This is a genomic window from Mesorhizobium sp. M0001 (assembly GCF_040324255.1).
Classification (GTDB): domain Bacteria; phylum Pseudomonadota; class Alphaproteobacteria; order Rhizobiales; family Rhizobiaceae; genus Mesorhizobium.
On the sequence record NZ_JAMYVS010000002.1, the window covers coordinates 808,765 to 830,885 of the forward strand.

The window sequence follows — 22,121 nt, forward strand, 5'->3', positions numbered from 1 at the left end:
CCTTGTGCTGGAAGTACCGGCTTGCACTGTAGTGCCTTAGAATGCCGCGATTCGGCTTCGCCTGGCGCCTACGAATGAATTTAAATCACAGCCTTAGGCTGACAAGCGGAACAACAGTGACTATTTCGTGACCATGACGGAACGCTCCGAACATCGCGAGCACAGCCTTACTGCCGCAACCGAGGCGCGCGGTCTCGAAGCGTTGATCTCGCGTGCGGCTCGCGCCGGCAAGGGCGCGGCGCCGGTGGAGCGCTGGAATCCCGACTTTTGCGGCGATCTAGACATGGAGATCAAACAAGACGGAACGTGGTTCTATCTCGGCACGCCGATCGGCCGCATGCCGCTGGTGCAGCTGTTTTCCAGCGTGCTGCGCAAGGACGAGGATGGCAGGACCTATCTGGTGACGCCGGTCGAACGGGTCGGCATCCGCGTCGTGGACGCGCCTTTCATCGCGGTTGAAATGGATGTTTCCGGCGCGGGCGCCGAGCAGACCATCACTTTCCGCACCAATGTCGGCGATGTCGTCGAGGCCGGACCTGGCCATCCGCTGCGCTTCGTCGACGAGAACGAGACCGGCGGGCTAAAACCCTATGTGCTTGTGCGCGGGCGGCTGGAAGCGCTGGTGGCGCGGCCGGTGATGTACGAACTGGTCGAGCATGGCGAGGAGATCGATATCGGCGGCAAGACGATGTTTGCCGTGCGCTCGAAAGGCGAAATCTATCCGATCATGCCGGCGGAAAAACTGAAGCGGCTGAGCGCATGATGGATCAGGTGAGGCCGCCGCCGTTTTCCACAGCGGATTTTCGCGCGCGGGTCGCGGCGCAAGCTGAAGTCCATGCCGGCGACGATTATGGCGATCATCGCTTCAACCCCGGCCATCCACGGTTGACGCAGCTCAAAGCGCTGCGCGACGCCGCGGTGCTGATCCCGGTCGTCGATCATGGACGCGATGCGACCGTGCTTTTGACCAAGCGGGCGGAAAAACTGCGCAGCCATTCCGGGCAGGTGGCTTTTCCTGGCGGCACCATTGATCCCACCGATGCGACCCCGGAAGCAGCGGCCTTGCGCGAGACCTTCGAGGAGATCGGCCTCGGCCATGACCGCATCGAGATCATCGGCCGCATGCCCGATTATGTCGCCGGCAGCGGCTATCGCATCGCGCCGGTGCTGGCGATCGTCGAGCCCGGTTTTACGCTGTCGCTCAATTCCGACGAGGTCGACGCCGCCTTCGAAGTACCGCTTTCGTTCCTGATGGATCCGGCCAACCACACCAGGGACAGCCGCATGTGGAACGACCTGGAATGGTTCTTCTACGATATGCCCTATGGCGGCCAGCGCATCTGGGGCGTCACCGCCGGCATCATCCGCACGCTCTATGAAAGGCTCTATGCTTGAGTGATCCGGTATCGCTGGCGGGCAGAGCCGACTGGCTGGGTGAAAAGCATCTGCAGCGGCTGCTTGCCGTGCTGGCGCAAGGCGGCGAGGAAGCCCGCATCGCGGGCGGTGCGGTGCGCAATGCACTGATTGGGCAGCCGGTCGCCGATATCGACGTTGCTACCACTTGCCTGCCCGAGGAAACCGTTCGCCGCGCCGAGGCGGCGGGCTTCAAGGCGGTGCCGACCGGCATCGAGCACGGCACGATCACGGTGATTGCCGGCGGCGCGCCCTATGAGGTCACCACGCTGCGCGCCGACATCGAGACCGATGGCCGCCGCGCCAAAGTGTCGTTCGGCCGCGACTGGAAGGCCGACGCCGAACGGCGCGATTTCACCATCAACGCGCTCTATGCGGAGGCTGACGGGACGGTCGTCGACCTGGTCGGCGGCGTCGGCGATATCGAGGCACGAAGGCTGCGCTTCATTGGCGATGCCGAGCAGCGGATCCGCGAAGACTATCTGCGCATCCTGCGTTTCTTCCGCTTTTTCGCCTGGTACGGCGAGGGTCGGCCCGATGCCGAGGGATTGAAGGCCTGCGCCCGGCTCAAGGACGGTCTCGCCCATCTCTCGGCCGAACGCATCTGGTCCGAGCTGAAGAAGTTGTTATCGGCCCCAGATCCGTCGCGCGCCTTGCTGTGGATGCGCCAGGCCGGCGGGCTCACCAGCGCCCTGCCGGAAAGCGAGAAATGGGGCATCGATGCCATTCATGGGCTGATCAAGACAGAAAAGGATCTGGGCTGGGCGCCGGACCCGCTGCTCAGGCTGGAGGCGATCGTGCCGCCCGATGCGGCGAGGATGAAGACACTGGCCGAGCGGCTGAAACTTTCGACCACTGAGGCGGAGCGCCTGCGCCACTGGGCGCTGACGGCTGCCGTCGAGCCCAAGACAAGCGAAGCGGAACTGGCCAAGAAACTCTATTCCGGCGAGCGCCAGGGTTTTCTCGATCGCCTGCGGCTGTCGCTGGCGTCGGCGCGAGCGCGGGCTCTCGAGGACAATGACGCGCTGGTTCAGGCCGGCGGGTTTTCGCGCCTGCTCGCTTTTGCGCTGAAATGGGAAAAACCGGTGTTCCCAGTCAAGGGCGGCGATCTGACGGCGCTTGGCGCGTCGCCGGGGCCAATGCTCGGTGCGATTCTGAAAAACCTGGAAAAGGAATGGATCGGGTCCGGCTTTGCGCTCGATCGCGACGCGCTGCTGGAGCGCGCCGCGGAAGCCTTGAAGGCCAGATAGGACTGCTCAGGCCGCGTCGCGAACTTTCTCGATGCGCGAGCGGATCGCCTCGATCATCGTCTCGCGAATGACCGTTTCGCCATGTGTCTCGCGCATATGGTCGACGGCGCGGCGCATGACCTCGGCTTCCTCACCGGCACGCGTGTGCCACTCACAGCCGGGAACCAGCGAGCCGCAATGGAATTCCTTCATGGGATTTTCTCCTTTTCCTCCTTGGAGCCTGTGCCTCTCATGGGCACACGAAGCTCCGCCATCTCTGTTCCGCGCCCTGTCACAGCAGTCGGTTTCGGGGGCGCGCACGGGGGAGTTAGCATAACACGGTTCCACGAGTTTGGTTGCCGTGGGGGCGAAAAAGGCGGAGCAGCGCTGCTCCGCCCCCTCTTGCCAGGCTAAGCCAAGGCGAGAACGTTCGGTCTTGTCCCGATCACTTCTCGATCTTGACGGACTCGGCAACCTTGTTCTTGCCGCTCATGTCCCAGGAAACGCGGACCTTTTCGCCTGCCTTCAGGCCAGGATCCTTGAAGGTCTTGGGCAGCGTAAAGGTCGATCCATCGTCCAGAACGAGGCTCATGGCCGTGCCATCATAGGTCTTGACCGTGCCCGTGGTGTGCTTGACCGCGGCAAAGGCAATCGAGCCGGAAGCGAGAAGGGCAGCGGCGGCTGCCGAAACAATGAGCTTTCGCATGTAATACTCCTGGAAATGCGGGCATCCGTTTGGAAAATGCTCCGCCTTGTTCAGGGCCGTCCGGTAGCGTCGTGTCGCGGTTCGGGACTGAACCGCCGGCGCTTCCCGGCCCGAAACGACAAATAGTCGTTTTATTTCAATTGCCTATTAGACGAAAAAGATAATGGCGATGCCACATTGGCTGCCCAGATTCGGCGAATGGGACGTCAATGCGGCTCACGTTTCGCTCACCGATTTTTTACGGCCACCTGACCTCCGGCGGCAGGCTGGACAGGATCGAAGCGACATTGCCGCCGGTCTTCAGGCCGAAGATGGTGCCGCGATCGTGAAGAAGGTTGAATTCGACGTAACGGCCGCGGCGAATGAGCTGCTCGTCGCGGTCGTCGTCGGTCCAGTTCTCGTTGAAATGGGCGCGAACCAGGTGTCCGTAGACGACAAGGAAAGAACGCCCGACATCCTGGACGAAGTTCAAATCGGCATTCCAGCCGCCTTTCTCCTCCCCCGAATGCAGCCAGTCGAAAAAGATCCCGCCGACGCCGCGCGGCTCGTGGCGGTGCGGCAGATAGAAATACTCGTCGCACCAGGCCTTGAATTTGGGGTGGTCGGCGATCGCAGCGTTCTTCTCGCAGGCGAACTGCATGGCTCGATGGAAGGCGACCGTGTCGGGGTGATCTTCCGTGCGGTTGCGGTCGAGCACCGGCGTCAGATCGGCGCCGCCGCCAAACCAGTGGCGCGACGTCACGACCATGCGGGTGTTCATGTGCACGGCCGGCACGTTGGGGTTCCAGGGATGCGCGATCAACGAAATGCCTGATGCCCAGAAGCTCGGGTCTTCCTCGGCGCCGGGCATCTGCTTCCTGAATTCGGGCGAGAATTCGCCATAGACGGTCGAAGTATGGACGCCGACCTTCTCGAAGACGCGGCCGCGCATCATCGACATGGCGCCGCCGCCGCCCTTTCCATTGTCGCGTTCCCACGGCGTCTTCTCGAAGCTGCCGGGCGACCATTCGGCCAGTGGTCCCTGCAGTTCCTGTTCGATCTGCTCGAAGGTTGTGCAAATGCGCTCGCGCAGCGTCTCGAACCAGAGCCTAGCCTTCATTTTCTTCTGTTCGATGTCGGGTGGCAGGCCTGCCGGTATTTCTGGTCGTTCCAAAATGCTGTCTCCGGTCGCGGCCGACAAAGGACCTAGTGGAGTGAATTTGACATTTGCACACAGCGTGGCGCAGGGCACGATGCAAATGTCAAATTCGAAAACTCCACCAGAAACATAAACTTGCTAGCGGTCCTTGTGATTCCAACATTCGCAACGGCGCCTGGGGATTAGGGAGGCGAATGTTGGAATCGGACCACTAGCCTTTTCCGGGCGCGATCCCTAATCTCTTAGGGGCAAGGGTCAAGTGTCATCTGGTTCGGCCCAGGAGTTCTTTCATGCGCACGCCGGCAAGACCGCCGCTGCATGGCCTGAAGAAAAGGCTCGATCGTTCACGCGCCGAGCGCGAGCGCATGCCGCGTGACGGGTTTTTGCGCGAGACCTTCGTCCTGCCGCGCCCGGATGCGCGGCTCAAGGCCAAGGAATGGTTCGAGCGTTTTCCCAAGCAGGCCTACTGGACCGAGATCGAAAGCTGGTTCGAGCGGCCGGGCGACGTAATCGAATTCACCATACGGCGGCTGCCCGCGGCGGATTAGGATTCCACAAGCAGTCGCCTTGCGCCCGGCCCTTGCGCACTCAAGCGATCTTCCCTGTTTCGCAGCGGGCATTTGTCGATCGACATGCAGCCGCAGCCGATGCAGTCGGTAAGGCCGTCGCGCAGCTTCTTTAGCTGAGTGATCTTGCGATCGAGGTCGTCGCGCCAGCCGGTCGACAACAGGTTCCAGTCCTCGCGCGTCGGGGTACGGCCTTCTGGCAGCGATTCAAGTGCGGCGCCGATCTCGGCCAGCGAGATGCCGACCTCCTGGGCGATCCGGATGATCGCCACCCGCCGCAGCACGTCGCGGCCATAGCGCCGCTGGTTGCCCGACGTGCGGTGGCTGCGGATCAGCCCGCGCGCCTCGTAGAAATGCAGCGCCGACACCGCCACGCCGCTGCGCATGGCCAACTGGCCGACCGTCAATTCCTTTACCGGAGCCATCTCGATTTTCCGCTTGACCTCAACTTAAGTTGAGCTTGTAGCCAGGAAATGTCGATAGGGTAATTGAGGAGAAGGCGATGTGCGCCTGGGTGAGAATGATGCAAGACGCAACGGCCGTTGGCGATGACGAGAACGCGTTGAAGGGTCTAGCCGAGCTGCCGGATGGCTTCACCGGCGACCATGGCGACCGACAGCGCGACGTTGATGCTGCGCGTGCCCGGCTGCATCCGGATCGTCAGCCGCGCATCCGCCGCCTGATGGACAGGATCCGGCACCCCAGCGGATTCGCGGCCGAACAGCAGGATGTCGCCTTGGGCGAAGCTGAAGCCAGTATAGGGGGTCGCGGCTTTGGTGGTGAGCAGCACCAGCCGGCAGGCTTGGCCCTTGCGCCAATCTTCGAAGGCGTTCCAGTCGACATGCCGGGTCAGGGCAGCCATTTCGAGGTAGTCCATCCCGGCGCGCTTGAGCGCTTTGTCGGAGAGCGGAAAGCCGGCTGGTTCGATGATGTCGGCGCCAAGGCCGAGGCAGGCGGCGAAGCGCAGGATTGTTCCGGTGTTGCCGGCGATGTCAGGCTGGTAGAGGGCGATGCGGAGACGGTGGTTCATTTCCGCGTCTTTCTAATAAGTGGCAGATCGGCCACAGCGGGTGGCTGGTTTTGGAAATTGCTGGACCTGCGGGTGGCCATTTTCTGCGAAGTCGATTATACCGCACGCATTGTCAACCCGAACCGATGGAGGGGTATTTCATGATGACCATGCACATCCAGCGCCCCTCCCGTGGGCTTACCTGCCTTCCGGCGGTTTCGGTACGACGATTTACCTGATTTTTTAGATCTGATCGCATCGATTCCCGCCGAACCCAATTTTCGGCTCTCGAAGGAATCCTGCGATGTTTTTCAACCGGTTAAAGGGGCCAAGCGCCCCAGCTGAGCATGTCGCGACCGAGGCCTATCCTCGTGTCTCGACGGATGCAATCCGTGCCTCCGGCCGAATGCCGGCGCATGACATTGCTTCGCCTTTTTATGTCTATTTTCACACGGAGGACGGACCGATGTTCGATCCCTATAAGATACCTGGTTCAAGAAGCCTGCACGAACGCAAGACAGCGACCTGGGCGTTGCTGGTCGGCGAGACCTATTCGTCGGCGGTTCATGCCGAGACGCGCCGGCGTCCGCATCGCGGCATGTTGCCTGATGTCGATTTCTCGCGTGCGGTTCCCGACCACAGCCGGCCGTCGCTGGTGCGCCGGATCATCCGGCTGATCCGGCCGGGCGCGAAAAACCGGACTGCTGGCGGCGTGCCGTCAGCTCAGTCGAAGGCTTCTGTCGGTGAAAAGCCCGCAAGTCCCTATATTGCGCGAAGCAGGACCGATGGCCCGGGTGATTCCGGGCCGTCGGTCCCCGCCGACGTACGGTCTGGGGACGCGGAGCGCCCCGGGGATTTTTCCCGCGCCGCATGAGCGGACAAAAGTTTTGTGAGCATCACTATGTTCAGCTGGTTTGAAAGAAGGCTCGATCCGTTCCCCGCAGCGGAACCGGTCGAGCCGCCGAAGACGCTGGTTGCCTTCTGCGTGCACTATACGCGCGGCGCCTGGCCATACATCATCGTCGACGCGGTGCTGGTGACGGCGATTGCCATCGCGGAAGTGTGGATGTTCGGCTTCATGGGCCACATCGTCGACTGGCTGTCCGGGCAGAACCGCGAAACCTTCCTGCAGACCGAGAGCTGGAAGCTTGCCGGCATGGCCTTCGTCGTGCTGTTCGCGCTGCCGGGTACGGTATGGCTGCATTCTTTGCTCAACCAGCAGACGCTGATGGGCAACTACCCCATGCGCATCCGATGGCAGGTGCATCGTTATCTCTTGAAGCAGTCGATGAGCTTCTACCAGGACGAATTTGCCGGCCGCATCGCCACCAAGCTGATGCAGACGGCACTCGCCGTGCGCGAATGCGTCATCAAGGTGATCGAGGTGCTCAATTACGTCATCGTCTATTTCCTCGGCATGCTGTTCATCGTCGGCTCGGCCGACTTGCGGCTGGCGGCACCTCTCGGCGTCTGGCTGCTCGGCTATATCGGGTTGTTGCGCTATATCATCCCGAAGCTGGGCAAGGTCGGCGAGGCGCAGGCCAATGCGCGCTCGACGATGACCGGCCGCGTCGTCGACAGCTACACCAACATCCAGACGGTCAAGTTGTTTTCCCATGCACGGCGCGAAGCAACGTTCGCGAGAGAAGGCATGGCAGGCTTCCTCGACACGGTCTACCGGTCGATGCGGCTGGTGACGGTGCTTTACGGGCTGCTCTATATCCTCAACGCGCTGCTCCTGTTTTCGGTGACGGCGCTGGCGCTGTGGCTGTGGCTCGGCCAAGCGGTGACGATCGGTGCCGTCGCCGTGGTCATCGGCCTCGTGCTCCGTATGTGGGGCATGTCGCAGTGGATCATGTGGGAAATGTCGAGCCTGTTCGAGAACATCGGCACGGTGCAAGACGGCATCGCCTCGATCTCGCTGCCGCGCCTGGTCGAAGACCGGCCGGGGGCGAAGGACATTGCCGTCACCAAGGGCGAGATCCGCTTCGACGACATTCGTTTCCACTATGGCAAGCAGAAGGGCGTCATCGAGAACCTGTCGCTGACGGTGAAGCCCGGCGAGAAAGTCGGCATTGTCGGGCGCTCGGGTGCGGGCAAGTCGACGCTGGTCAATCTCCTGTTGCGGTTCTACGACCTCGAGAACGGCCGGATCCTGATCGACGGCCAGGAGATCGCTTCGGTGACGCAGGATTCGCTGCGCGCGCAGATCGGCATGGTGACGCAGGACACTTCGCTGCTGCATCGTTCGGTGCGCGACAACATTCTTTACGGGCGGCCCGATGCGACGGAGGAAATGCTTGTCGAGGCAGCCGGGCGGGCCGAGGCGCTGGAGTTTATCGGCAGGCTTTCGGATCACACCGGACGTAAAGGGCTCGACGCTCATGTCGGCGACCGCGGCGTCAAATTGTCCGGCGGCCAGCGGCAACGCATCGCCATTGCTCGCGTTATGTTGAAGGACGCACCGATACTTATCCTTGACGAAGCGACGTCGGCGCTGGATTCCGAAGCCGAGGCCGCCATCCAGGAGAATCTCTACAAGCTCATGCAAGGCAAGACCGTCATCGCCATTGCGCACCGGCTGTCGACCATCGCGGCGATGGACAGGCTCGTCGTCCTCGACAAGGGCCGTGTCATCGAGGAGGGGTCGCACGAGGAACTCGTCGCCAGCGGCGGGCTCTACGCGCAGCTCTGGCAGCGCCAGTCGGGCGGGTTCCTGCTCGATGACGGTCCGGTCGATGCCGCCAATGACGCTGTTGCCAACGACATCGGCGTGAAGGGTGAAGCCGCAGAGTGATGACGTCAGCATGATGACAGCCGTCTATCGCTGGTTCGAGGACTGGGTCTATCCGTTCAGGGAGCCGGCGGACCTTCGGCCACCGCCAAGCGTCGGCGGCTTCCTCTGGCACTATGTCGGCCAGGCGAAGTTCGCCTTCTTCGCCATGCTGGTCATCGGCGGCATCGCGCCGCTGATCGAGGCCGGGCTTTTCTACTTCGTCGGGCGGCTGGTCGATATTCTCGATCAGCTTCCCGGCGAGCGCAGCTGGGACGCGCTGTGGACCGCCGCCGGGCCTGAGCTTGTCTTCATGATCGCAGTGGTGCTGGTCATCCGCACCATCGTCGTCGGCCTGTCGGCGCTGGTCAACGAACAGACGATCACGCCGGGGTTCTACAATCTGGTGCGCTGGCAGGCGCACCGGCACGTATCGCGCCAGTCCTACACCTTCTTCCAGAACGATTTCGCCGGCCGTATCGCGACAAAAGTCTGGCAGGCGGGGCAGGCGACCGGCGACCTGATGGAGAGCTTCATCGAGGTCATCTGGTTCATGCTCATCTATACGGTGACGACCTTGGCGCTGGTCGCCGGGCTGGATCTGCGCCTGGCCGTGCTGGTGGTGATCTGGATCCTCGCGTTCGCCTGGCTGGCCAAGCTCTATCTGCCCTCGATCCGCAGGCATGCCGAGGCCACGGCTGAAGCTGGCTCGATGATCAATGGGCGCATCATCGATTCCTATTCCAACGTGCAGACGCTGAAGCTATTCTCGGCCGACGGCGACGACCGCTACATCAAGAACGGCTTCGACATCTATCTCGATGCACTACGGCCCTTCACCCGCCGGCTGACCGGCGTGCGCATGGCGCTGACGACGCTGTCGGGCATCATGATCACCGCGATTGGCTGCTTTGCCGTCTATCTCTGGGTCGAAGGGTCGATCACCGTCGGCGCCGTCGCGTTCACGCTGTCGCTGGTCTTGCGGCTCAACATGCTGCTCGGGCGCGTGATGATGCAGCTCAACGGCATATTGCGAAATCTCGGCGTCCTGGAAAACTCCAAGGCGCTGATCTCGCAGCCGCTTGGCCTTGTCGATGCGCCGGATGCGAAAGAGCTTGTCGTCGCCGGCGGCCGCATCGAGGTGAAGAATGTCGAGTTCCACTACGGCAAGGGTTTTGGCGTGCTGAATGGCATCGACCTTGTGGTCAAGCCTGGCGAGAAGGTCGGGCTGGTCGGGCCGTCCGGTGCGGGCAAGACGACCTTAGCCAATCTCATCCTGCGCCTCTACGACCTCGAGAGCGGGAAAATCCTGATCGACGGGCAAGACGTCGCCGAGGTGACGCAGAACTCGCTGCGCGCCAATATCGGCGTGGTCAGCCAGGACACGGCGCTGTTCCACCGCTCGCTACGCGACAACATCAAGCTCGGCATGCCGGATGCAACTGACGCCGAGGTGATCGCGGCGGCGAAGAAGGCCGAGGCGCACGAGTTCATATTGGGCCTGCGCGACAACCGGGACCGTACCGGCTACGAGGCTTTTGTCGGCGAGCGCGGCGTGAAACTGTCGGGCGGCCAGCGCCAGCGCGTCGCGATCGCCCGCGTCTTCCTCAAGGATGCGCCGATCCTGATCCTCGACGAGGCGACCTCGGCGCTCGATTCCGACATCGAGGCGGCGATCCAGGAGAATTTGGCCAGGCTGATGGAGAACAAGACGGTCATCGCCATAGCGCACCGGCTGTCGACCATCGCCGCGCTCGACCGTCTTGTGGTGCTGGACGGAGGCCGCATCGTCGAACAGGGCACGCATGACGAGCTGGTGGCGCTCGACGGGCTCTATGCGCGGCTGTGGAAGCGGCAGTCCGGCGGCTTCCTCTACCACGAGGAAAGCGTGCTGGAAGAGACACAGCCGGCGGAGTAGGGCATGGCAGGGTCGCCTGATGTCGGCTGCGTCCTCAAGCGGCTGCGGCCAACCGCGCCGGCCTTCGATGCGCTGAAGGAGGAGAGCCGGCTGGAGGGCTACTGGATGCTGGTGCGGCTGGCGGATGGCTGGGCAGGCGGCTGCAATAAGTTCCTGAAACGAGGCGAGGCGCTGTTTGGCGCATGGCATGGCCGAGAACTCGCTGGTGTGTGCGGGTTGAACATCGATCCTTATTTCGAAGGCAGGGACCACGGCCGGGTCAGGCACCTGTTCGTCAGCGCGCGTCATCGCCGCAGCGGCGTTGGCCGCATGCTGGTCGAGACCGTCATTGACAGGGCACGTCAGCATTTTGCCGTGCTGAACACCCGCGCGCCACAAGGAGCCTTTGGGTTCTATGAACGGCTTGGCTTCCAGCCGGTGGTGGGCGAAGAATTCGTCACGCACCGCATGATGCTCTCTCAAGACAGAAAAGGAGGCTGAGATGTCACTGCGTCCGCCATCCCTAGGCGCCTCGGCTGCCGAAGCCGCGTTCGACGCCCACGGCCATGAGATACTGGCTGAAAAGGCCGCAGCGCTCGGCCGTGCCGGCCAACGGGTCGAGGAAACGCTGGCCAAGCTCCGTCAGAACAACGACGACGAGGAGCAGCGACCGCGGCTGCTCAAGGAGGCTGCCGCAGCGGTGCACGCCTATTTCATCCAGCGTGAACTCTGCGGCCTGCGCCGGCATGAGTCGGTCATCCGCGAATACGATATCCCAAGGGCCGTGCTGGTCAGGCTCGGTGCAAGCTAGAGGTCACCAGCCGGCAACAATCATTCCAGCCATTCGGTGATGAAGCTGCCGTTTTCGTGGATGTCGGTCGTTTCGAGCGGGCCTGGGCCAAGATTGGTGAATTTGTGCGGCGTATCGGGCGGCACGATCAGGATCTGGCCGGCCGTGGCCTCGATCTGCTGGTCGCCGATCGTGAACAGGCCGGTGCCTTGCCGGATGATGAAGATTTCACAATAGGGATGCGTGTGCAGGCGCGGGCCGCCGCCAATCTCTTCCTGATAGTTGAAAATCAGGCAGGAGTTGGAGTCGTAGGCGCCGCATTGCAGTTCGCCCTGCCAGCGGCCGGGCGTCCTGGTCCAGGTCTCGCGGTCGATAATATGTGCCATGCCGGCGAGACTAGATCACGGCAACCTGTCCTGTCGAGACAGGCGGGGAGCCTCGGATTTGCTTATATTTCCCTGTTGTTTAGCCGCCTTTGCCGACCTTTGGGCATCTGGCCAACTGACGCGCTGTTCTGTCCCCGCGACAATCTGCCCTTGTGGCTTCAGCCCGCTGGACAAAAACGGGCTTCACGCATAAACCGAAATCCAAATGCCGGAGGAATTCGCTAGCTTGTTCGCCATGCGCTGTCGGGCCGGCGCGATGGAGCGGGGACAAAGCTCGGCCGCCGGCTCGGAAGAGGCGAAAGGATCAGGCACCCGTGAGCGCAACCGACACCCAGGATCCCAACCGTCGTGATTTTCTCTACGTCGCCACCGGCATGGCCGCAGTGGTTGGCGCAGGCGCCGTTGCCTGGCCCTTCATCGACCAGATGCGCCCCGATGCCTCGACGCTGGCGCTGGCCTCGGTCGAGGTCGACGTCGCCTCGCTGACGCCTGGCATGTCGCTGATCGTCAAATGGCGCGGCAAGCCGGTCGTGGTGCGCAACCGCACCGAGCAGGAGATGAAGGACGGCGAGGCCGTGAACCTTGCCGACCTCAAGGATCCTATTGCCCGCAACGCCAATCTGCCCGCCGATGCGCCGGCGACCGACGCCAACCGCACCACGCCCGGCAAGGAAGCCTGGATGGTGATGGTGCAGGTCTGCACGCATCTGGGCTGCATTCCGCTTGGCCAGGAAGGCGATTTCGGCGGCTGGTTCTGCCCGTGCCACGGTTCGGTGTACGATACCGCCGGCCGCATCCGCAAAGGCCCGGCGCCGGAAAACATGGCCGTGCCGGTATTCAAGTTCATTTCCGATACCAAAATCCTTATCGGTTGAGGCAGGGGATATTTCGATGAGCGAGGGACACTCGACCTATACGCCCAAGACCGGTATCGAACGCTGGTTCGACGCCCGCATGCCGCTGCCGCGCATGGTCTATGACAGCTTCATCGCTTATCCGGTGCCGCGCAACCTCAACTATGCGTGGACCTTCGGCGGCATCCTCACGATCATGCTGGTGGCGCAGATCCTGACCGGTATCGTGCTGGCCATGCACTATACCGCCGACACCAATCTCGCCTTCAATTCGGTCGAGAAGATCATGCGCGACGTCAATTCGGGCTGGCTGTTGCGCTACATGCATTCCAACGGCGCCTCGTTCTTCTTCGTCGCCGTCTACATCCACATCTTCCGCGGGCTTTATTACGGCTCCTACAAGGCGCCGCGCGAGCTGCTGTGGATCCTCGGCTGCATCATCTATCTGCTGATGATGGCGACCGGCTTCATGGGCTATGTGCTGCCCTGGGGTCAGATGAGCTTCTGGGGCGCCACCGTCATCACCGGCTTCTTCAGCGCCATTCCGCTGGTCGGAAACTGGATCCAGGAACTGCTGCTCGGCGGTTTTGCCGTCGACAACCCGACGCTCAACCGCTTCTTTGCGCTGCACTATTTGCTGCCGTTCATGATTGCCGGCGTCGTCGTGCTGCACGTCTGGGCGCTGCACGTGGTCGGCCAGTCGAACCCGACCGGCATCGAGGTGAAATCGAAGACCGACACCGTTGCCTTTACGCCCTATGCGACCATCAAGGATGCATTCGGCATGATCGTGTTCCTGTTCTTCTTCGCCTATTTCGTCTTCTACCTGCCGAACTTTCTCGGCCATCCGGACAATTACACGATCGCCAACCCGCTGAAGACGCCGGCCCACATCGTGCCGGAATGGTACTTCCTGCCGTTCTACGCGATCCTGCGCGCGATCACCTTCAACATCGGGCCGATCAACTCCAAGCTCGGCGGCGTGCTGTGCATGTTCGGCGCCATCGTCATGCTGTTCCTGGTGCCGTGGCTCGACACCTCCAAGGTGCGCTCGGCGGTCTACCGGCCCTGGTACAAGCTGTTCTTCTGGCTGTTCGTCGCCGACGCTGTCCTGCTTGGCTGGCTTGGCTCGCAGCCGGCGGAAGGCGGCGGTCTGTTGACCCTCCTGATAGGTGAGGTCTCGGGCAACTATGTTGGCTACGCTCAAGCGGCGACACTGTTCTACTTCGCCTTCTTCCTCGTCATCCTGCCGGTGCTTGGCCTGATCGAGACGCCACGCAGACTGCCGAATTCGATCACCGAGGCGGTGCTGGAGAAGAACAAGGGTGCCGGAGGGGGACATCCGGCCGGTGCGACCGCCGCGCCGGAAACCAAAGGCTGAGTGAGAATCTAAGGGGATTTGGCATGAAAAAGATTCTCACCTCGCTCGCCCTGCTAGGCGTGTTTGCCGCTGGCATCGGAGCCGTCGGCAGTGTGGCGATCGCCGCTGAAGAGGCGCACAACGCGGCGGCACCGACGCATTTCCCGATCCACGAGCCGAAGGAGATGGACTGGACTTTTGCCGGTCCGTTCGGCACCTACGACAAGGCGCAGCTGCAGCGTGGCCTGAAGGTCTACAAGGAAGTCTGCTCGGCCTGCCACTCGATGAATTTGGTGGCGTTCCGCACGCTGGAGGACCTCGGCTATTCGGAAGCGCAGATCAAGTCGCTGTCGGCCGAGTACACCATCCATGATGGACCCAACGATGCCGGCGACATGTTCGACCGGCCGGGCAAGCCGTCCGACCATTTCCCGGCGCCGTTCGCCAATGAGGAGGCGGCTGCCGCTTCCAACGGCGGCGCTGCCCCACCGGATATGTCGCTGCTGGCCAAGGCGCGCGGCGTCGAGCGCGGCTTCCCGCGCTTCGTCTTCGACATCTTCACGCAATATGCGCAGGGCGGCCCGGACTACATCCATTCGCTGCTGACCGGCTACGACGAGACGCCACCTGCCGGCATGGTGATCCCCGAAGGCACCCACTATAATCCATACTTCATGTCCGGCGTGTCGCTGAAGATGCCCAAGCCGCTCTCCGATGGCCAGGTCACCTACGATGACGGTTCGCCGCAGACGATCGACCAGTATTCGCGCGACGTCTCGGCGTTCCTGATGTGGGCGGCCGAGCCGCATATGGAAGACCGCAAGAAGACCGGCTTCCGCGTGCTGGTGTTTCTGCTTCTGTTCGGGGCGCTGATGTATCTGACCAAGCGCAAGGTGTGGGAAGGCGTGGCGCACTAAGCCGCATCTTATTCCTCGGAAATGGAAAGGGCGTCTTCGGACGCCCTTTTTGCTTGCCAAACCGGACATGGTTCGCATCTTGGCGCAGCAGCCGTCCAGTAAGAAGTCCGTTGGCACGGCGCCATGCGATTGGTATTGCACGCGCGCCCGGCGGATCGCCGGCTAGAGGGGCATTTGGATCGATGATGCGGCTACGCGACTGTCACAACTTTTCCGATTTCCGGCGCATGGCCCAGCAGCGGTTACCGGGGCCAATCTTCAACTACATCGATGGCGCGGCCGACGACGAGGTCACCTATCGCCGCAACACCGAGAGTTTCGAGCGCTGCGACCTCGTTCCCAGCGTGCTGCGCGGGGTAAGTGAGATCGACATGTCTGTGACGGTGATGGGCCAGAAGCTGGCCATGCCCGTCTATTGCTCGCCGACCGCCTTGCAGCGGCTGTTCCATCATCAAGGCGAGCGCGCGGTGGCTAAGGCTTCGGCCAAATTCGGCACTATGTTTGGCGTGTCCTCGCTCGGCACCGTCAGTCTTGAGGAAGCGCGCAAGATCAGCAGCAGCCCGCAGGTCTACCAGTTCTATTTCCACCGGGATCGCGGCCTCAACCGGGCGATGATGCAGCGGGCGAAAGCGGTTGGCGTCGAAGTGATGATGCTGACCGTCGACAGCATCACCGGAGGCAACCGCGAGCGCGACAAGCGCACCGGCTTTGCCATCCCCTTCAAGCTCAACCTTGCCGGCATGCTGCAGTTCGCGCTGAAGCCGGGCTGGGCGATCAACTATTTCACCCATGAGGGGTTCAAGCTGCCGCAGCTCGACGAGCATGTCGACATGGGCGGCGGCACGATGTCGATCAGCCGCTACTTCACCGAGATGCTCGATCCGTCGATGACTTGGGACGATGTTGCCGAGATGGTCAGACTGTGGGGAGGTCCGTTCTGTCTCAAGGGCGTCATGTCGGTGGAGGATGCCAAGCGCGCCGTCGAGATCGGCTGCAGCGGCATTGTGCTGTCCAACCATGGCGGCCGGCAGCTGGACGGCTCGCGGGCGGCGTTCGACCAACTGGCCGAGATCGTCGATGCCGTCGGCGACAGAATAGACGTCATCATGGATGGCGGCGTGCAGCGCGGCACCCATGTGCTGAAGGCGCTGTCGCTCGGCGCCAAGGCTGTTGGCGTCGGCCGCTATTATCTGTTCCCCCTGGCGGCGGCCGGCCAGCCGGGCGTAGAGCGGGCGCTGGAGCAGATGCGGGTCGAGATCGAGCGCGGCATGAAGCTGATGGGCTGCAGTTCGATCGAACAATTGTCGCGCAACAACCTCCGTTTCAGGTAATCTCGACCCATGAAATCCTCGCTCGAAGACACGCTGCTCGCCGCGATCCGCACCATTCCGGACTACCCCAAGCCCGGCATCCTGTTTCGCGACATCACCACTTTGCTCGGCAATGCGCGCGCCTTCCGCCGCGCCATCGACGAGCTGGTGCATCCCTATGCCGGCCAGAAGATCGACAAGATCGCCGGCATCGAGGCACGCGGCTTCATCCTCGGCGGTGCGGTCGCGCACCAGCTTTCGGCCGGTTTCGTGCCGATCCGGAAGAAGGGCAAGCTGCCTTACGAGACGGTACGCGTCGCCTACAGCCTGGAATACGGGCTGGACGAGATGGAGATGCACAAGGACGGCGTTGCGCCGGGCGAGAAGGTGATCCTGGTTGACGACCTGATCGCGACCGGCGGCACGGCGGAGGCGGCGGTCAAGCTGCTAAGGCAGATCGGTGCCGATATTCTTGCCGCGTGCTTCGTCATCGACCTGCCGGATCTCGGCGGACGGGCGAAGCTCGAAGCGCTGGGCGTGCCGGTGCGGACGTTGATCGGGTTTGAGGGGCATTAGGGAGTAGTTAATAGTTAATAGTGAATAGTGAATAGTGAATAGTGAATAGTGAATAGTGAATAGTGAATAGTGAATAGTGAATGTCAGCGTTCAATGACAGGCGCTAGGCTTACTCACACACTCTGATATTGAATACTCACTACTCACCATTCACTACCCAGCCTTCACCAGCACCGCGCTGTCGAACTCCAGCACCTTGTCGCCCGTAGAATCGAATCCTTCCGAGCGCAGCGCGAGCAGCCGCCAGCCGGGGCGATTGGCGAGCGGGCGGTGGGACAGGGCCGTGCGCATGAAGGTGACGGTTTCTCCGGCATAGACCGGCTTTGGCCATTTCAGGTTCCTGAAGCCGGGGGAGGGGCCGAATTCTGGTACCGGGCCGGGTCCGGTCCATTGAGAAGCGTCCATAGGATTTTTGAGATTGAGCTTCATCCAGGTGGCCGCGGTGTGCCAGCCTGAGGCGCAGAGGCGGCCGAACACGCTTTTCTTCGCCGCCTCCTCGTCGACATGAAAGACCTGTGGATCGTATTTGCAGGCGAACGCCTTGATCGCCTCGGCTTCGAATGTGTGCGAACCGAGGTTGATGGTATCGCCGATGCGGAAGAACGCGTCGAGGCTCATGCGCCGGCCTCGCGGGTCAAGAACATGACAGTGTTCTCAAGTTCGAAGACGCTTTCACCGCGCTGGTTGAACAGTTCGCTGCGCAAGGTGACGAGGCCGAGCTGAGGCCTGGATTTCGACAGGCGCCTGGCAAGCACGCTGGTGCTGCCGGCCAGTGTGTCGCCGGCCAGCACCGGCTTCTTCCATTTGACCTGGTCGATGCCGGGCGCGCCTTGCGCGGTCGAGTCGAGCAGGAAGGCGTCGCACAGCATGCGCATGAAGATCGCGCAGGTGTGCCAGCCGGAGGCGGCCAAGCCGCCAAGGATGCTGGCCTTGCCGGCGGCTTCGTCGAGATGCATCGGCTGCGGGTCGAATTCGGTGGCGAATTCGATGATTTCGGCCGCACTCACCTGCTTGGCGCCGAGGTCGATCGATGCGCCGTCGGTGAAATCCTCGTAGGCCCAGCTTTTTGCGGTCATGATCCCAATCCGGTTGTACGATCACCGGGCATCCGGATGCCGTCCGGGCGGCGTTTGGTCAAGCGAATTCTATTGGGCCTACAACCAGCCGCGGCGGCGGAAATACCAGAACGGCAGGATCGCCGACAGGATCATCAGGCCGATGGCGAAGGGATAGCCGAGCTCCCATTTCAGCTCCGGGATGACGTCGAAATTCATGCCGTAGATCGAAGCTACCAGCGTCGGCGGCAGGAAGATGACGGCGGCGACCGAGAAGATCTTGATGATGGCGTTCTGCTCGATCGAGATCATGCCGAGCGTCGCGTCGAGCAGGAACGAGATCTTCTGCGACAGGAAGGTGGCATGGTCGGCGAGCGACAGCACGTCGCGCGATACTGTCTTGATGCGGGCGCGGACGTCCTTGCTCATCTTGATCTGGGTCGCGACGTGGGCAAGGAAGCCGGTGAGGCGCTGCAGCGAGATCAGGCTGTCGCGGATCGAGGAGGCAATGTCTTCCTTGCGGCCTATGGCCTTGAGCAGTTCCTGGAAATCGCGATTGCGCTTGTTCACCTTGGTCGACCGCGCTTCGAAGATATCGCGCGAGATCGTCTCGATGTCACGGCCGGCGCGTTCGAGAATATCGGCTAGGCGATCGACGATCGCCTCCAGCAGGCCGATCAGGATGGTGTTGCCGGTGGTGCAGCCTGTCGCCACCTTCTCGGCGCGCAGGGGAAAGGTCTTGAACGCCTTCGGCTCATGATAGCGGATGGTGACCAGTCTCGGGCCGGCAAGCACAAAGGTAACCGGTGACATCAAGGGATCATCGATTTCGGTCTGCGCCGGCAAGGTGGCGGTCATGAAGTAGGCGCCGTCCTCGATGTAGAGGCGGCTCGAAATCTCGATCTCCTCCATCTCCTCGCGCGTCGGGATGGCAACACCGAGCCAAGTCTCGATCGTCGTTTCTTCTTCCTTGGTCGGGTTGAGAAGGTCGGCCCAGACGACCTGATCGCCATTGGCCACGAGATCGTCGGCGAGGCGCAGGCGATCATTGTCGACGACGAAGGCCTTGATCATCGCCGGTCTCCGTTGGTTGAGCCCAAGGTTTCGTTTAATAGCGATGGGTCTTGCACGCGCCGCCGTTCCCACGGGGACGGCCAAGTCGCATGCAAACGGCCATAGACCCGGTGCCAAGGGCAGTCAAGCGAAGCGGCATGCCGGCTCCTCCACTTGACGCAGCCGTGATCGGTCGCCGTCAGCGCGCCAGCCGCGGCGCCTCAGGTGTTGAACTTGAACAGCAGGACATCGCCATCCTGGACGACATATTCCTTGCCTTCGTCGCGCGCCTTGCCGGCTTCCTTGGCCGCCACTTCGCCGCCCAGTGTGACGTAGTCGTTGTAGGCGATGGTCTGGGCGCGGATGAAGCCGCGCTCGAAATCGGTGTGGATGACGCCGGCCGCCTGCGGGGCCTTGTCGCCCTTGTGGATCGTCCAGGCGCGCGTCTCCTTCGGCCCGGCGGTGAAATAGGTGATGAGATGCAACAGATCGTAGCCGGCGCGGATGACCTTGTTGAGGCCAGGTTCGTCGAGGCCGAGCGAGGACAGGAACTCCATCTCTTCCTCGTCGGAGAGCTGGGCGACTTCGGCTTCGATCGCGGCCGAGATCACCACGGTGCCGGCGCCCTGCGCGGTCGCCATCCTTTCCACGGCCCTGGTGTGCTCGTTGCCGGTGGCGGCGTCGGCTTCGGCGACGTTGCACACATAGAGCACGGGGTGCGAGGTCAAGAGGTTCAGTCCCTGCAGGATGCGCAGGTCTTCCGCTGAAATGCCGTTGAGCAGGATGCGGGTCGGCTTGCCGGCCTGGAGGAGCTCGAGTGCGGCCTCCATCATCGGCAGCACGGTGGTTGCTTCCTTGTCCTTGCTGCCGGCGCGCTTGCGGATCTGCACGATGCGGCGCTCGAGGCTGTCGAGGTCGGCGAGCATCAGCTCGGTCTCGACCGTATCGGCGTCGGCGACAGGGTCGATCTTGCCCTCGACATGGGTGATGTCGTCATCCTCGAAACAGCGCAGCACATGCACGATGGCGTCGACCTCACGGATGTTGGCGAGGAACTGGTTGCCCAGCCCTTCGCCCTTGGAGGCGCCGCGCACCAGGCCGGCGATGTCGACGAAGGAGATGCGGGTCGGGATGATCTCCTTAGACTTGGCGATTGCGGCGATCTTCTGCAGCCGCGGATCAGGCACCGCCACCTCGCCGGTGTTCGGTTCGATGGTGCAGAACGGATAGTTGGCGGCCTGCGCCGCCGCCGTCCTGGTCAATGCGTTGAAAAGCGTCGACTTGCCGACGTTGGGCAAGCCAACGATGCCGCATTTGAAACCCATGTGTCCGGTCCTATCGGGAAACTAGAAATTTGATGAGGGCTATGGGCGATAGGGGTGAGCAACGTCAAGCCCCGCGGTCCCGATCCTATCGACGCTCAGTCCTTCTTGCCGAACAGTTTCTTCAGCATGGCGGCCATCGGGCCGCTTTCCGGCAGCTTGGCCGGCGCCTGCTGTGGCCGTGCCTGGCGGATGTGGCTTTGAGCTTTCGGGCCCTCAGCCTTCGGCGCCTTTGGCGGCGGACGGTCGTCGTCGCCGGTTGGCGTTAGTTTGTCGCGCAAGGCCAGCGTCACCCGGTTCATGAAAGAACTGTCGTCGCCCTTGGCCAGCAGCCCGGCATCGTCGGCGATGGTGTTGAGCAGCACGTCCAGCCATTCGCGGTCGGCCTTGGCGAAGTCGCCGAGCACATGGCCATGCACCATTTCCCGGACGCCGGGATGGCCGACGCCGATGCGCACGCGGCGAAAGTTCTTGCCGACATGCTGGTCGAGCGAGCGGATGCCGTTGTGGCCGCCGGCGCCACCGCCGACCTTGACCCGCAATTTGCCGGCCGGCAGGTCAATCTCGTCGTAGAAGACGGTCAGCGCCTCGGGGCCGAGCTTGTAGAAGCGCAGGGCTTCGCCGACCGGCTGTCCCGACAGGTTCATGAAGGTCTGCGGCTTGATCAGGAGAATCTTTTCGCCGGCAATCGTGCCTTCGGCGATCAGGCCCTGGAACTTCTTCGACCAGGGCGAAAACGAATGGCGGCGGGCAATTGCGTCCGCCGCCATGAAGCCGACATTGTGCCGGTTATCAGCGTATTTCGCGCCCGGATTGCCGAGGCCTGCAAAGACAAGCATCGTGAACTCCAGGCCCGAAAATTACTTCTCTTCGGCAGCAGGAGCCGCCGCTTCGGGGGCTGCCGCTTCCGCCGTCTCTTCCGTCTCCGGCTTCATCGCCGAGGAGCCGGCAATGGTCGCGATGGTGAAGTCGCGATCGGAGATCACCGGCTTGACGCCGGCCGGCAAGGTAACCGCCGAGATGTGGATCGAATCGCCAATGTCGGCGCCGGTGAGATCGACGGTGATGAATTCCGGGATCGCATTGGCCGGGCAGTGGAACTCGACTTCGTGACGCACGATGTTGAGCACGCCGCCGCGCTTGATGCCGGGCGACTTGTCTTCATTGATGAAGTGGACAGGCACGTCGACGTTGACCTCGGTGTCCTTGCCGATGCGCAGGAAGTCGACATGGACCGGGAAATCCTTGACGGGGTCGAGCTGGAAATCCTTGGGCAGAACCTGGATTTTCTTGCCGTCGACATCGATCGTGGCGATCGTGGTCAAAAACCCGCCGCCATGGATTTTGTAGAAGACGTCCTTATAGTTCAGCGCAATCGCCAGGGGAGGCTGTCTGTCGCCGTAGATAACTGCAGGCACTTTACCGTTGCGGCGAACTGCACGGGCGGACCCCTTACCGACCTGTTCGCGCGCTTCGGCCTTGAGCTCGTAAGTATCGTGGCTCATGGCATTTCCTTTCGCGTTTTATGGAGCGTTTGCGGTGGCAGTGTGCCTGGACCGTAAACGTCGAAAGCCGCCAGGCCTGGATGTCCGAATGCCAGAAACCGCATACGCGGAGCTTTGTTCGGGATCACAAGGGAAGGCAGCCTTCCGCCGCGTTGCCTCCAAGGGTGTCTACGCGGGTGGCGGCTCTATAGCGGAAGGCGGGCAGGCGTGCAAGCCATGGCGGGCAAGGGCGGCCGATGCCTGCGTTGGGCGCGCCGCATTG

The 22,121-nt window shown here is 62.3% G+C and carries 26 protein-coding genes; 14 read left to right on the plus strand and 12 right to left on the minus strand.

Annotated elements, in window-relative coordinates:
- Nucleotides 1–133: 133 nt before the first annotated feature.
- Genes NKK50_RS08830 through NKK50_RS08840 form a run of 3 tightly spaced genes read left to right on the plus strand, consistent with a single transcriptional unit; the run spans nucleotide 134 to nucleotide 2,663 of the window.
- Nucleotides 134–763, plus strand: coding sequence for a DUF1285 domain-containing protein (locus NKK50_RS08830; protein ID WP_023686147.1), 630 nt, complete (start codon nucleotides 134–136; stop codon nucleotides 761–763).
- Nucleotides 763–1,395 carry a CoA pyrophosphatase gene (locus NKK50_RS08835; protein ID WP_023686146.1) on the plus strand — a complete coding sequence of 211 codons (633 nt, stop codon included), beginning with the start codon at nucleotides 763–765 and terminating at the stop codon, nucleotides 1,393–1,395. Before NKK50_RS08830 ends, NKK50_RS08835 begins: the two co-directional genes overlap by 1 nt.
- Entirely contained in the window at nucleotides 1,392–2,663 is a 1,272-nt protein-coding gene (locus NKK50_RS08840) for a CCA tRNA nucleotidyltransferase (RefSeq protein WP_023686145.1), read from the plus strand. The genes NKK50_RS08835 and NKK50_RS08840 overlap by 4 nt, the downstream gene beginning before the upstream one ends.
- Before the next feature lie 6 nt (nucleotides 2,664–2,669).
- On the opposite strand, the gene NKK50_RS08845 is transcribed toward NKK50_RS08840, so the two are convergent.
- From NKK50_RS08845 to hemF, 3 genes are all read right to left on the minus strand, one after another.
- Complete coding sequence (locus NKK50_RS08845; RefSeq protein ID WP_023670013.1) at nucleotides 2,670–2,855, minus strand: DUF1059 domain-containing protein; 186 nt, start codon at nucleotides 2,853–2,855, stop codon at nucleotides 2,670–2,672.
- A 232-nt stretch (nucleotides 2,856–3,087) separates the two neighbouring features.
- Nucleotides 3,088–3,348, minus strand: a complete 261-nt coding sequence (locus NKK50_RS08850; protein WP_023686144.1) for a DUF1344 domain-containing protein — start codon at nucleotides 3,346–3,348, stop codon at nucleotides 3,088–3,090.
- Between the two features lie 238 nt (nucleotides 3,349–3,586).
- Nucleotides 3,587–4,501: an oxygen-dependent coproporphyrinogen oxidase gene (gene hemF, locus NKK50_RS08855; protein WP_023821609.1), complete on the minus strand. Its 915-nt coding sequence runs from the start codon at nucleotides 4,499–4,501 to the stop codon at nucleotides 3,587–3,589.
- Between the two features lie 275 nt (nucleotides 4,502–4,776).
- Here hemF and NKK50_RS08860 point away from each other — a divergent pair, with 275 nt between their 5' ends.
- On the plus strand, nucleotides 4,777–5,034 hold the full coding sequence (locus tag NKK50_RS08860) for a hypothetical protein (RefSeq protein ID WP_023683688.1): 258 nt from the start codon (nucleotides 4,777–4,779) through the stop codon (nucleotides 5,032–5,034).
- On the opposite strand, the gene soxR is transcribed toward NKK50_RS08860, so the two are convergent.
- The gene (gene soxR / locus NKK50_RS08865; RefSeq protein WP_023691595.1) at nucleotides 5,031–5,477 is read right to left on the minus strand and encodes a redox-sensitive transcriptional activator SoxR; all 447 of its coding nucleotides are present in this window, start codon (nucleotides 5,475–5,477) and stop codon (nucleotides 5,031–5,033) included. The two genes, NKK50_RS08860 and soxR, sit on opposite strands and share 4 nt — an antisense overlap.
- A 146-nt stretch (nucleotides 5,478–5,623) precedes the next feature.
- Nucleotides 5,624–6,082, minus strand: coding sequence for a tRNA (cytidine(34)-2'-O)-methyltransferase (locus NKK50_RS08870; protein ID WP_352543270.1), 459 nt, complete (start codon nucleotides 6,080–6,082; stop codon nucleotides 5,624–5,626).
- A gap of 445 nt (nucleotides 6,083–6,527) precedes the next feature.
- Here NKK50_RS08870 and NKK50_RS08875 point away from each other — a divergent pair, with 445 nt between their 5' ends.
- From NKK50_RS08875 to NKK50_RS08895, 5 genes are read left to right on the plus strand one after another with little or no spacing between them, the layout of a single operon-like run.
- Nucleotides 6,528–6,935 carry a hypothetical protein gene (locus NKK50_RS08875; protein ID WP_023744285.1) on the plus strand — a complete coding sequence of 136 codons (408 nt, stop codon included), beginning with the start codon at nucleotides 6,528–6,530 and terminating at the stop codon, nucleotides 6,933–6,935.
- A gap of 27 nt (nucleotides 6,936–6,962) precedes the next feature.
- Nucleotides 6,963–8,858: an ABC transporter ATP-binding protein gene (locus tag NKK50_RS08880; RefSeq protein ID WP_023713950.1), complete on the plus strand. Its 1,896-nt coding sequence runs from the start codon at nucleotides 6,963–6,965 to the stop codon at nucleotides 8,856–8,858.
- A gap of 10 nt (nucleotides 8,859–8,868) precedes the next feature.
- A complete protein-coding gene (locus tag NKK50_RS08885) occupies nucleotides 8,869–10,752 on the plus strand; it encodes an ABC transporter ATP-binding protein (protein ID WP_023744286.1) in 1,884 nt (627 codons plus the stop codon).
- A gap of 3 nt (nucleotides 10,753–10,755) precedes the next feature.
- Nucleotides 10,756–11,232, plus strand: coding sequence for a GNAT family N-acetyltransferase (locus tag NKK50_RS08890; protein ID WP_023744287.1), 477 nt, complete (start codon nucleotides 10,756–10,758; stop codon nucleotides 11,230–11,232).
- A 1-nt stretch (nucleotide 11,233) separates the two neighbouring features.
- On the plus strand, nucleotides 11,234–11,542 hold the full coding sequence (locus NKK50_RS08895; RefSeq protein ID WP_023744288.1) for a DUF6665 family protein: 309 nt from the start codon (nucleotides 11,234–11,236) through the stop codon (nucleotides 11,540–11,542).
- Nucleotides 11,543–11,562: 20 nt separating this feature from the next.
- On the opposite strand, the gene NKK50_RS08900 is transcribed toward NKK50_RS08895, so the two are convergent.
- Complete coding sequence (locus NKK50_RS08900) at nucleotides 11,563–11,907, minus strand: cupin domain-containing protein (RefSeq protein WP_023683696.1); 345 nt, start codon at nucleotides 11,905–11,907, stop codon at nucleotides 11,563–11,565.
- Nucleotides 11,908–12,221: 314 nt separating this feature from the next.
- On the opposite strand from NKK50_RS08900, the gene petA reads away from it, so the two are divergent.
- The 5 genes from petA to NKK50_RS08925 all read left to right on the plus strand — a co-directional run bounded on the left by petA (nucleotide 12,222) and on the right by NKK50_RS08925 (nucleotide 16,924).
- Nucleotides 12,222–12,782: a ubiquinol-cytochrome c reductase iron-sulfur subunit gene (gene petA / locus NKK50_RS08905; protein ID WP_023670027.1), complete on the plus strand. Its 561-nt coding sequence runs from the start codon at nucleotides 12,222–12,224 to the stop codon at nucleotides 12,780–12,782.
- Nucleotides 12,783–12,798: 16 nt separating this feature from the next.
- Entirely contained in the window at nucleotides 12,799–14,142 is a 1,344-nt protein-coding gene (locus tag NKK50_RS08910; protein ID WP_023670028.1) for a cytochrome b, read from the plus strand.
- 23 nt (nucleotides 14,143–14,165) lie between these two features.
- Complete coding sequence (locus NKK50_RS08915; protein WP_023670029.1) at nucleotides 14,166–15,038, plus strand: cytochrome c1; 873 nt, start codon at nucleotides 14,166–14,168, stop codon at nucleotides 15,036–15,038.
- 185 nt (nucleotides 15,039–15,223) lie between these two features.
- A complete protein-coding gene (locus tag NKK50_RS08920; RefSeq protein ID WP_023744289.1) occupies nucleotides 15,224–16,369 on the plus strand; it encodes an alpha-hydroxy acid oxidase in 1,146 nt (381 codons plus the stop codon).
- Between the two features lie 9 nt (nucleotides 16,370–16,378).
- Nucleotides 16,379–16,924, plus strand: a complete 546-nt coding sequence (locus NKK50_RS08925) for an adenine phosphoribosyltransferase (protein WP_013529989.1) — start codon at nucleotides 16,379–16,381, stop codon at nucleotides 16,922–16,924.
- 153 nt (nucleotides 16,925–17,077) lie between these two features.
- On the opposite strand, the gene NKK50_RS08930 is transcribed toward NKK50_RS08925, so the two are convergent.
- The 6 genes from NKK50_RS08930 to NKK50_RS08955 all read right to left on the minus strand — a co-directional run bounded on the left by NKK50_RS08930 (nucleotide 17,078) and on the right by NKK50_RS08955 (nucleotide 21,859).
- Complete coding sequence (locus tag NKK50_RS08930) at nucleotides 17,078–17,542, minus strand: MaoC family dehydratase (protein ID WP_023744290.1); 465 nt, start codon at nucleotides 17,540–17,542, stop codon at nucleotides 17,078–17,080.
- Entirely contained in the window at nucleotides 17,539–18,000 is a 462-nt protein-coding gene (locus tag NKK50_RS08935) for a MaoC family dehydratase (RefSeq protein WP_023744291.1), read from the minus strand. Before NKK50_RS08935 ends, NKK50_RS08930 begins: the two co-directional genes overlap by 4 nt.
- Before the next feature lie 78 nt (nucleotides 18,001–18,078).
- Nucleotides 18,079–19,053 carry a magnesium/cobalt transporter CorA gene (corA, locus tag NKK50_RS08940; RefSeq protein WP_023701569.1) on the minus strand — a complete coding sequence of 325 codons (975 nt, stop codon included), beginning with the start codon at nucleotides 19,051–19,053 and terminating at the stop codon, nucleotides 18,079–18,081.
- Between the two features lie 200 nt (nucleotides 19,054–19,253).
- Entirely contained in the window at nucleotides 19,254–20,357 is a 1,104-nt protein-coding gene (ychF, locus tag NKK50_RS08945) for a redox-regulated ATPase YchF (protein WP_352499789.1), read from the minus strand.
- A 95-nt stretch (nucleotides 20,358–20,452) separates the two neighbouring features.
- Nucleotides 20,453–21,193 (minus strand): aminoacyl-tRNA hydrolase, encoded by a 741-nt coding sequence (pth, locus tag NKK50_RS08950; RefSeq protein ID WP_023744293.1) that lies wholly within the window; start codon nucleotides 21,191–21,193, stop codon nucleotides 20,453–20,455.
- Nucleotides 21,194–21,214: 21 nt separating this feature from the next.
- Nucleotides 21,215–21,859, minus strand: coding sequence for a 50S ribosomal protein L25/general stress protein Ctc (locus NKK50_RS08955; protein ID WP_023686131.1), 645 nt, complete (start codon nucleotides 21,857–21,859; stop codon nucleotides 21,215–21,217).
- Nucleotides 21,860–22,121: the final 262 nt, after the last annotated feature.

What these genes read in the sequence shown, in the direction of transcription:
- NKK50_RS08830 (WP_023686147.1), top strand. Translation starts at nt 134, where the DNA reads ATGACGGAACGCTCCGAACATCGCGAGCACAGCCTTACTGCCGCAACC.
- NKK50_RS08835 (WP_023686146.1), top strand. Translation starts at nt 763, where the DNA reads ATGGATCAGGTGAGGCCGCCGCCGTTTTCCACAGCGGATTTTCGCGCG.
- NKK50_RS08845 (WP_023670013.1), bottom strand. Translation starts at nt 2,855, where the DNA reads ATGAAGGAATTCCATTGCGGCTCGCTGGTTCCCGGCTGTGAGTGGCAC.
- NKK50_RS08850 (WP_023686144.1), bottom strand. Translation starts at nt 3,348, where the DNA reads ATGCGAAAGCTCATTGTTTCGGCAGCCGCCGCTGCCCTTCTCGCTTCC.
- NKK50_RS08860 (WP_023683688.1), top strand. Translation starts at nt 4,777, where the DNA reads ATGCGCACGCCGGCAAGACCGCCGCTGCATGGCCTGAAGAAAAGGCTC.
- soxR (WP_023691595.1), bottom strand. Translation starts at nt 5,477, where the DNA reads ATGGCTCCGGTAAAGGAATTGACGGTCGGCCAGTTGGCCATGCGCAGC.
- NKK50_RS08870 (WP_352543270.1), bottom strand. Translation starts at nt 6,082, where the DNA reads ATGAACCACCGTCTCCGCATCGCCCTCTACCAGCCTGACATCGCCGGC.
- NKK50_RS08875 (WP_023744285.1), top strand. Translation starts at nt 6,528, where the DNA reads ATGTTCGATCCCTATAAGATACCTGGTTCAAGAAGCCTGCACGAACGC.
- NKK50_RS08880 (WP_023713950.1), top strand. Translation starts at nt 6,963, where the DNA reads ATGTTCAGCTGGTTTGAAAGAAGGCTCGATCCGTTCCCCGCAGCGGAA.
- NKK50_RS08885 (WP_023744286.1), top strand. Translation starts at nt 8,869, where the DNA reads ATGATGACAGCCGTCTATCGCTGGTTCGAGGACTGGGTCTATCCGTTC.
- NKK50_RS08890 (WP_023744287.1), top strand. Translation starts at nt 10,756, where the DNA reads ATGGCAGGGTCGCCTGATGTCGGCTGCGTCCTCAAGCGGCTGCGGCCA.
- NKK50_RS08895 (WP_023744288.1), top strand. Translation starts at nt 11,234, where the DNA reads ATGTCACTGCGTCCGCCATCCCTAGGCGCCTCGGCTGCCGAAGCCGCG.
- NKK50_RS08900 (WP_023683696.1), bottom strand. Translation starts at nt 11,907, where the DNA reads ATGGCACATATTATCGACCGCGAGACCTGGACCAGGACGCCCGGCCGC.
- NKK50_RS08910 (WP_023670028.1), top strand. Translation starts at nt 12,799, where the DNA reads ATGAGCGAGGGACACTCGACCTATACGCCCAAGACCGGTATCGAACGC.
- NKK50_RS08915 (WP_023670029.1), top strand. Translation starts at nt 14,166, where the DNA reads ATGAAAAAGATTCTCACCTCGCTCGCCCTGCTAGGCGTGTTTGCCGCT.
- NKK50_RS08920 (WP_023744289.1), top strand. Translation starts at nt 15,224, where the DNA reads ATGCGGCTACGCGACTGTCACAACTTTTCCGATTTCCGGCGCATGGCC.
- NKK50_RS08925 (WP_013529989.1), top strand. Translation starts at nt 16,379, where the DNA reads ATGAAATCCTCGCTCGAAGACACGCTGCTCGCCGCGATCCGCACCATT.
- NKK50_RS08930 (WP_023744290.1), bottom strand. Translation starts at nt 17,542, where the DNA reads ATGAGCCTCGACGCGTTCTTCCGCATCGGCGATACCATCAACCTCGGT.
- NKK50_RS08935 (WP_023744291.1), bottom strand. Translation starts at nt 18,000, where the DNA reads ATGACCGCAAAAAGCTGGGCCTACGAGGATTTCACCGACGGCGCATCG.
- corA (WP_023701569.1), bottom strand. Translation starts at nt 19,053, where the DNA reads ATGATCAAGGCCTTCGTCGTCGACAATGATCGCCTGCGCCTCGCCGAC.
- ychF (WP_352499789.1), bottom strand. Translation starts at nt 20,357, where the DNA reads ATGGGTTTCAAATGCGGCATCGTTGGCTTGCCCAACGTCGGCAAGTCG.
- pth (WP_023744293.1), bottom strand. Translation starts at nt 21,193, where the DNA reads ATGCTTGTCTTTGCAGGCCTCGGCAATCCGGGCGCGAAATACGCTGAT.
- NKK50_RS08955 (WP_023686131.1), bottom strand. Translation starts at nt 21,859, where the DNA reads ATGAGCCACGATACTTACGAGCTCAAGGCCGAAGCGCGCGAACAGGTC.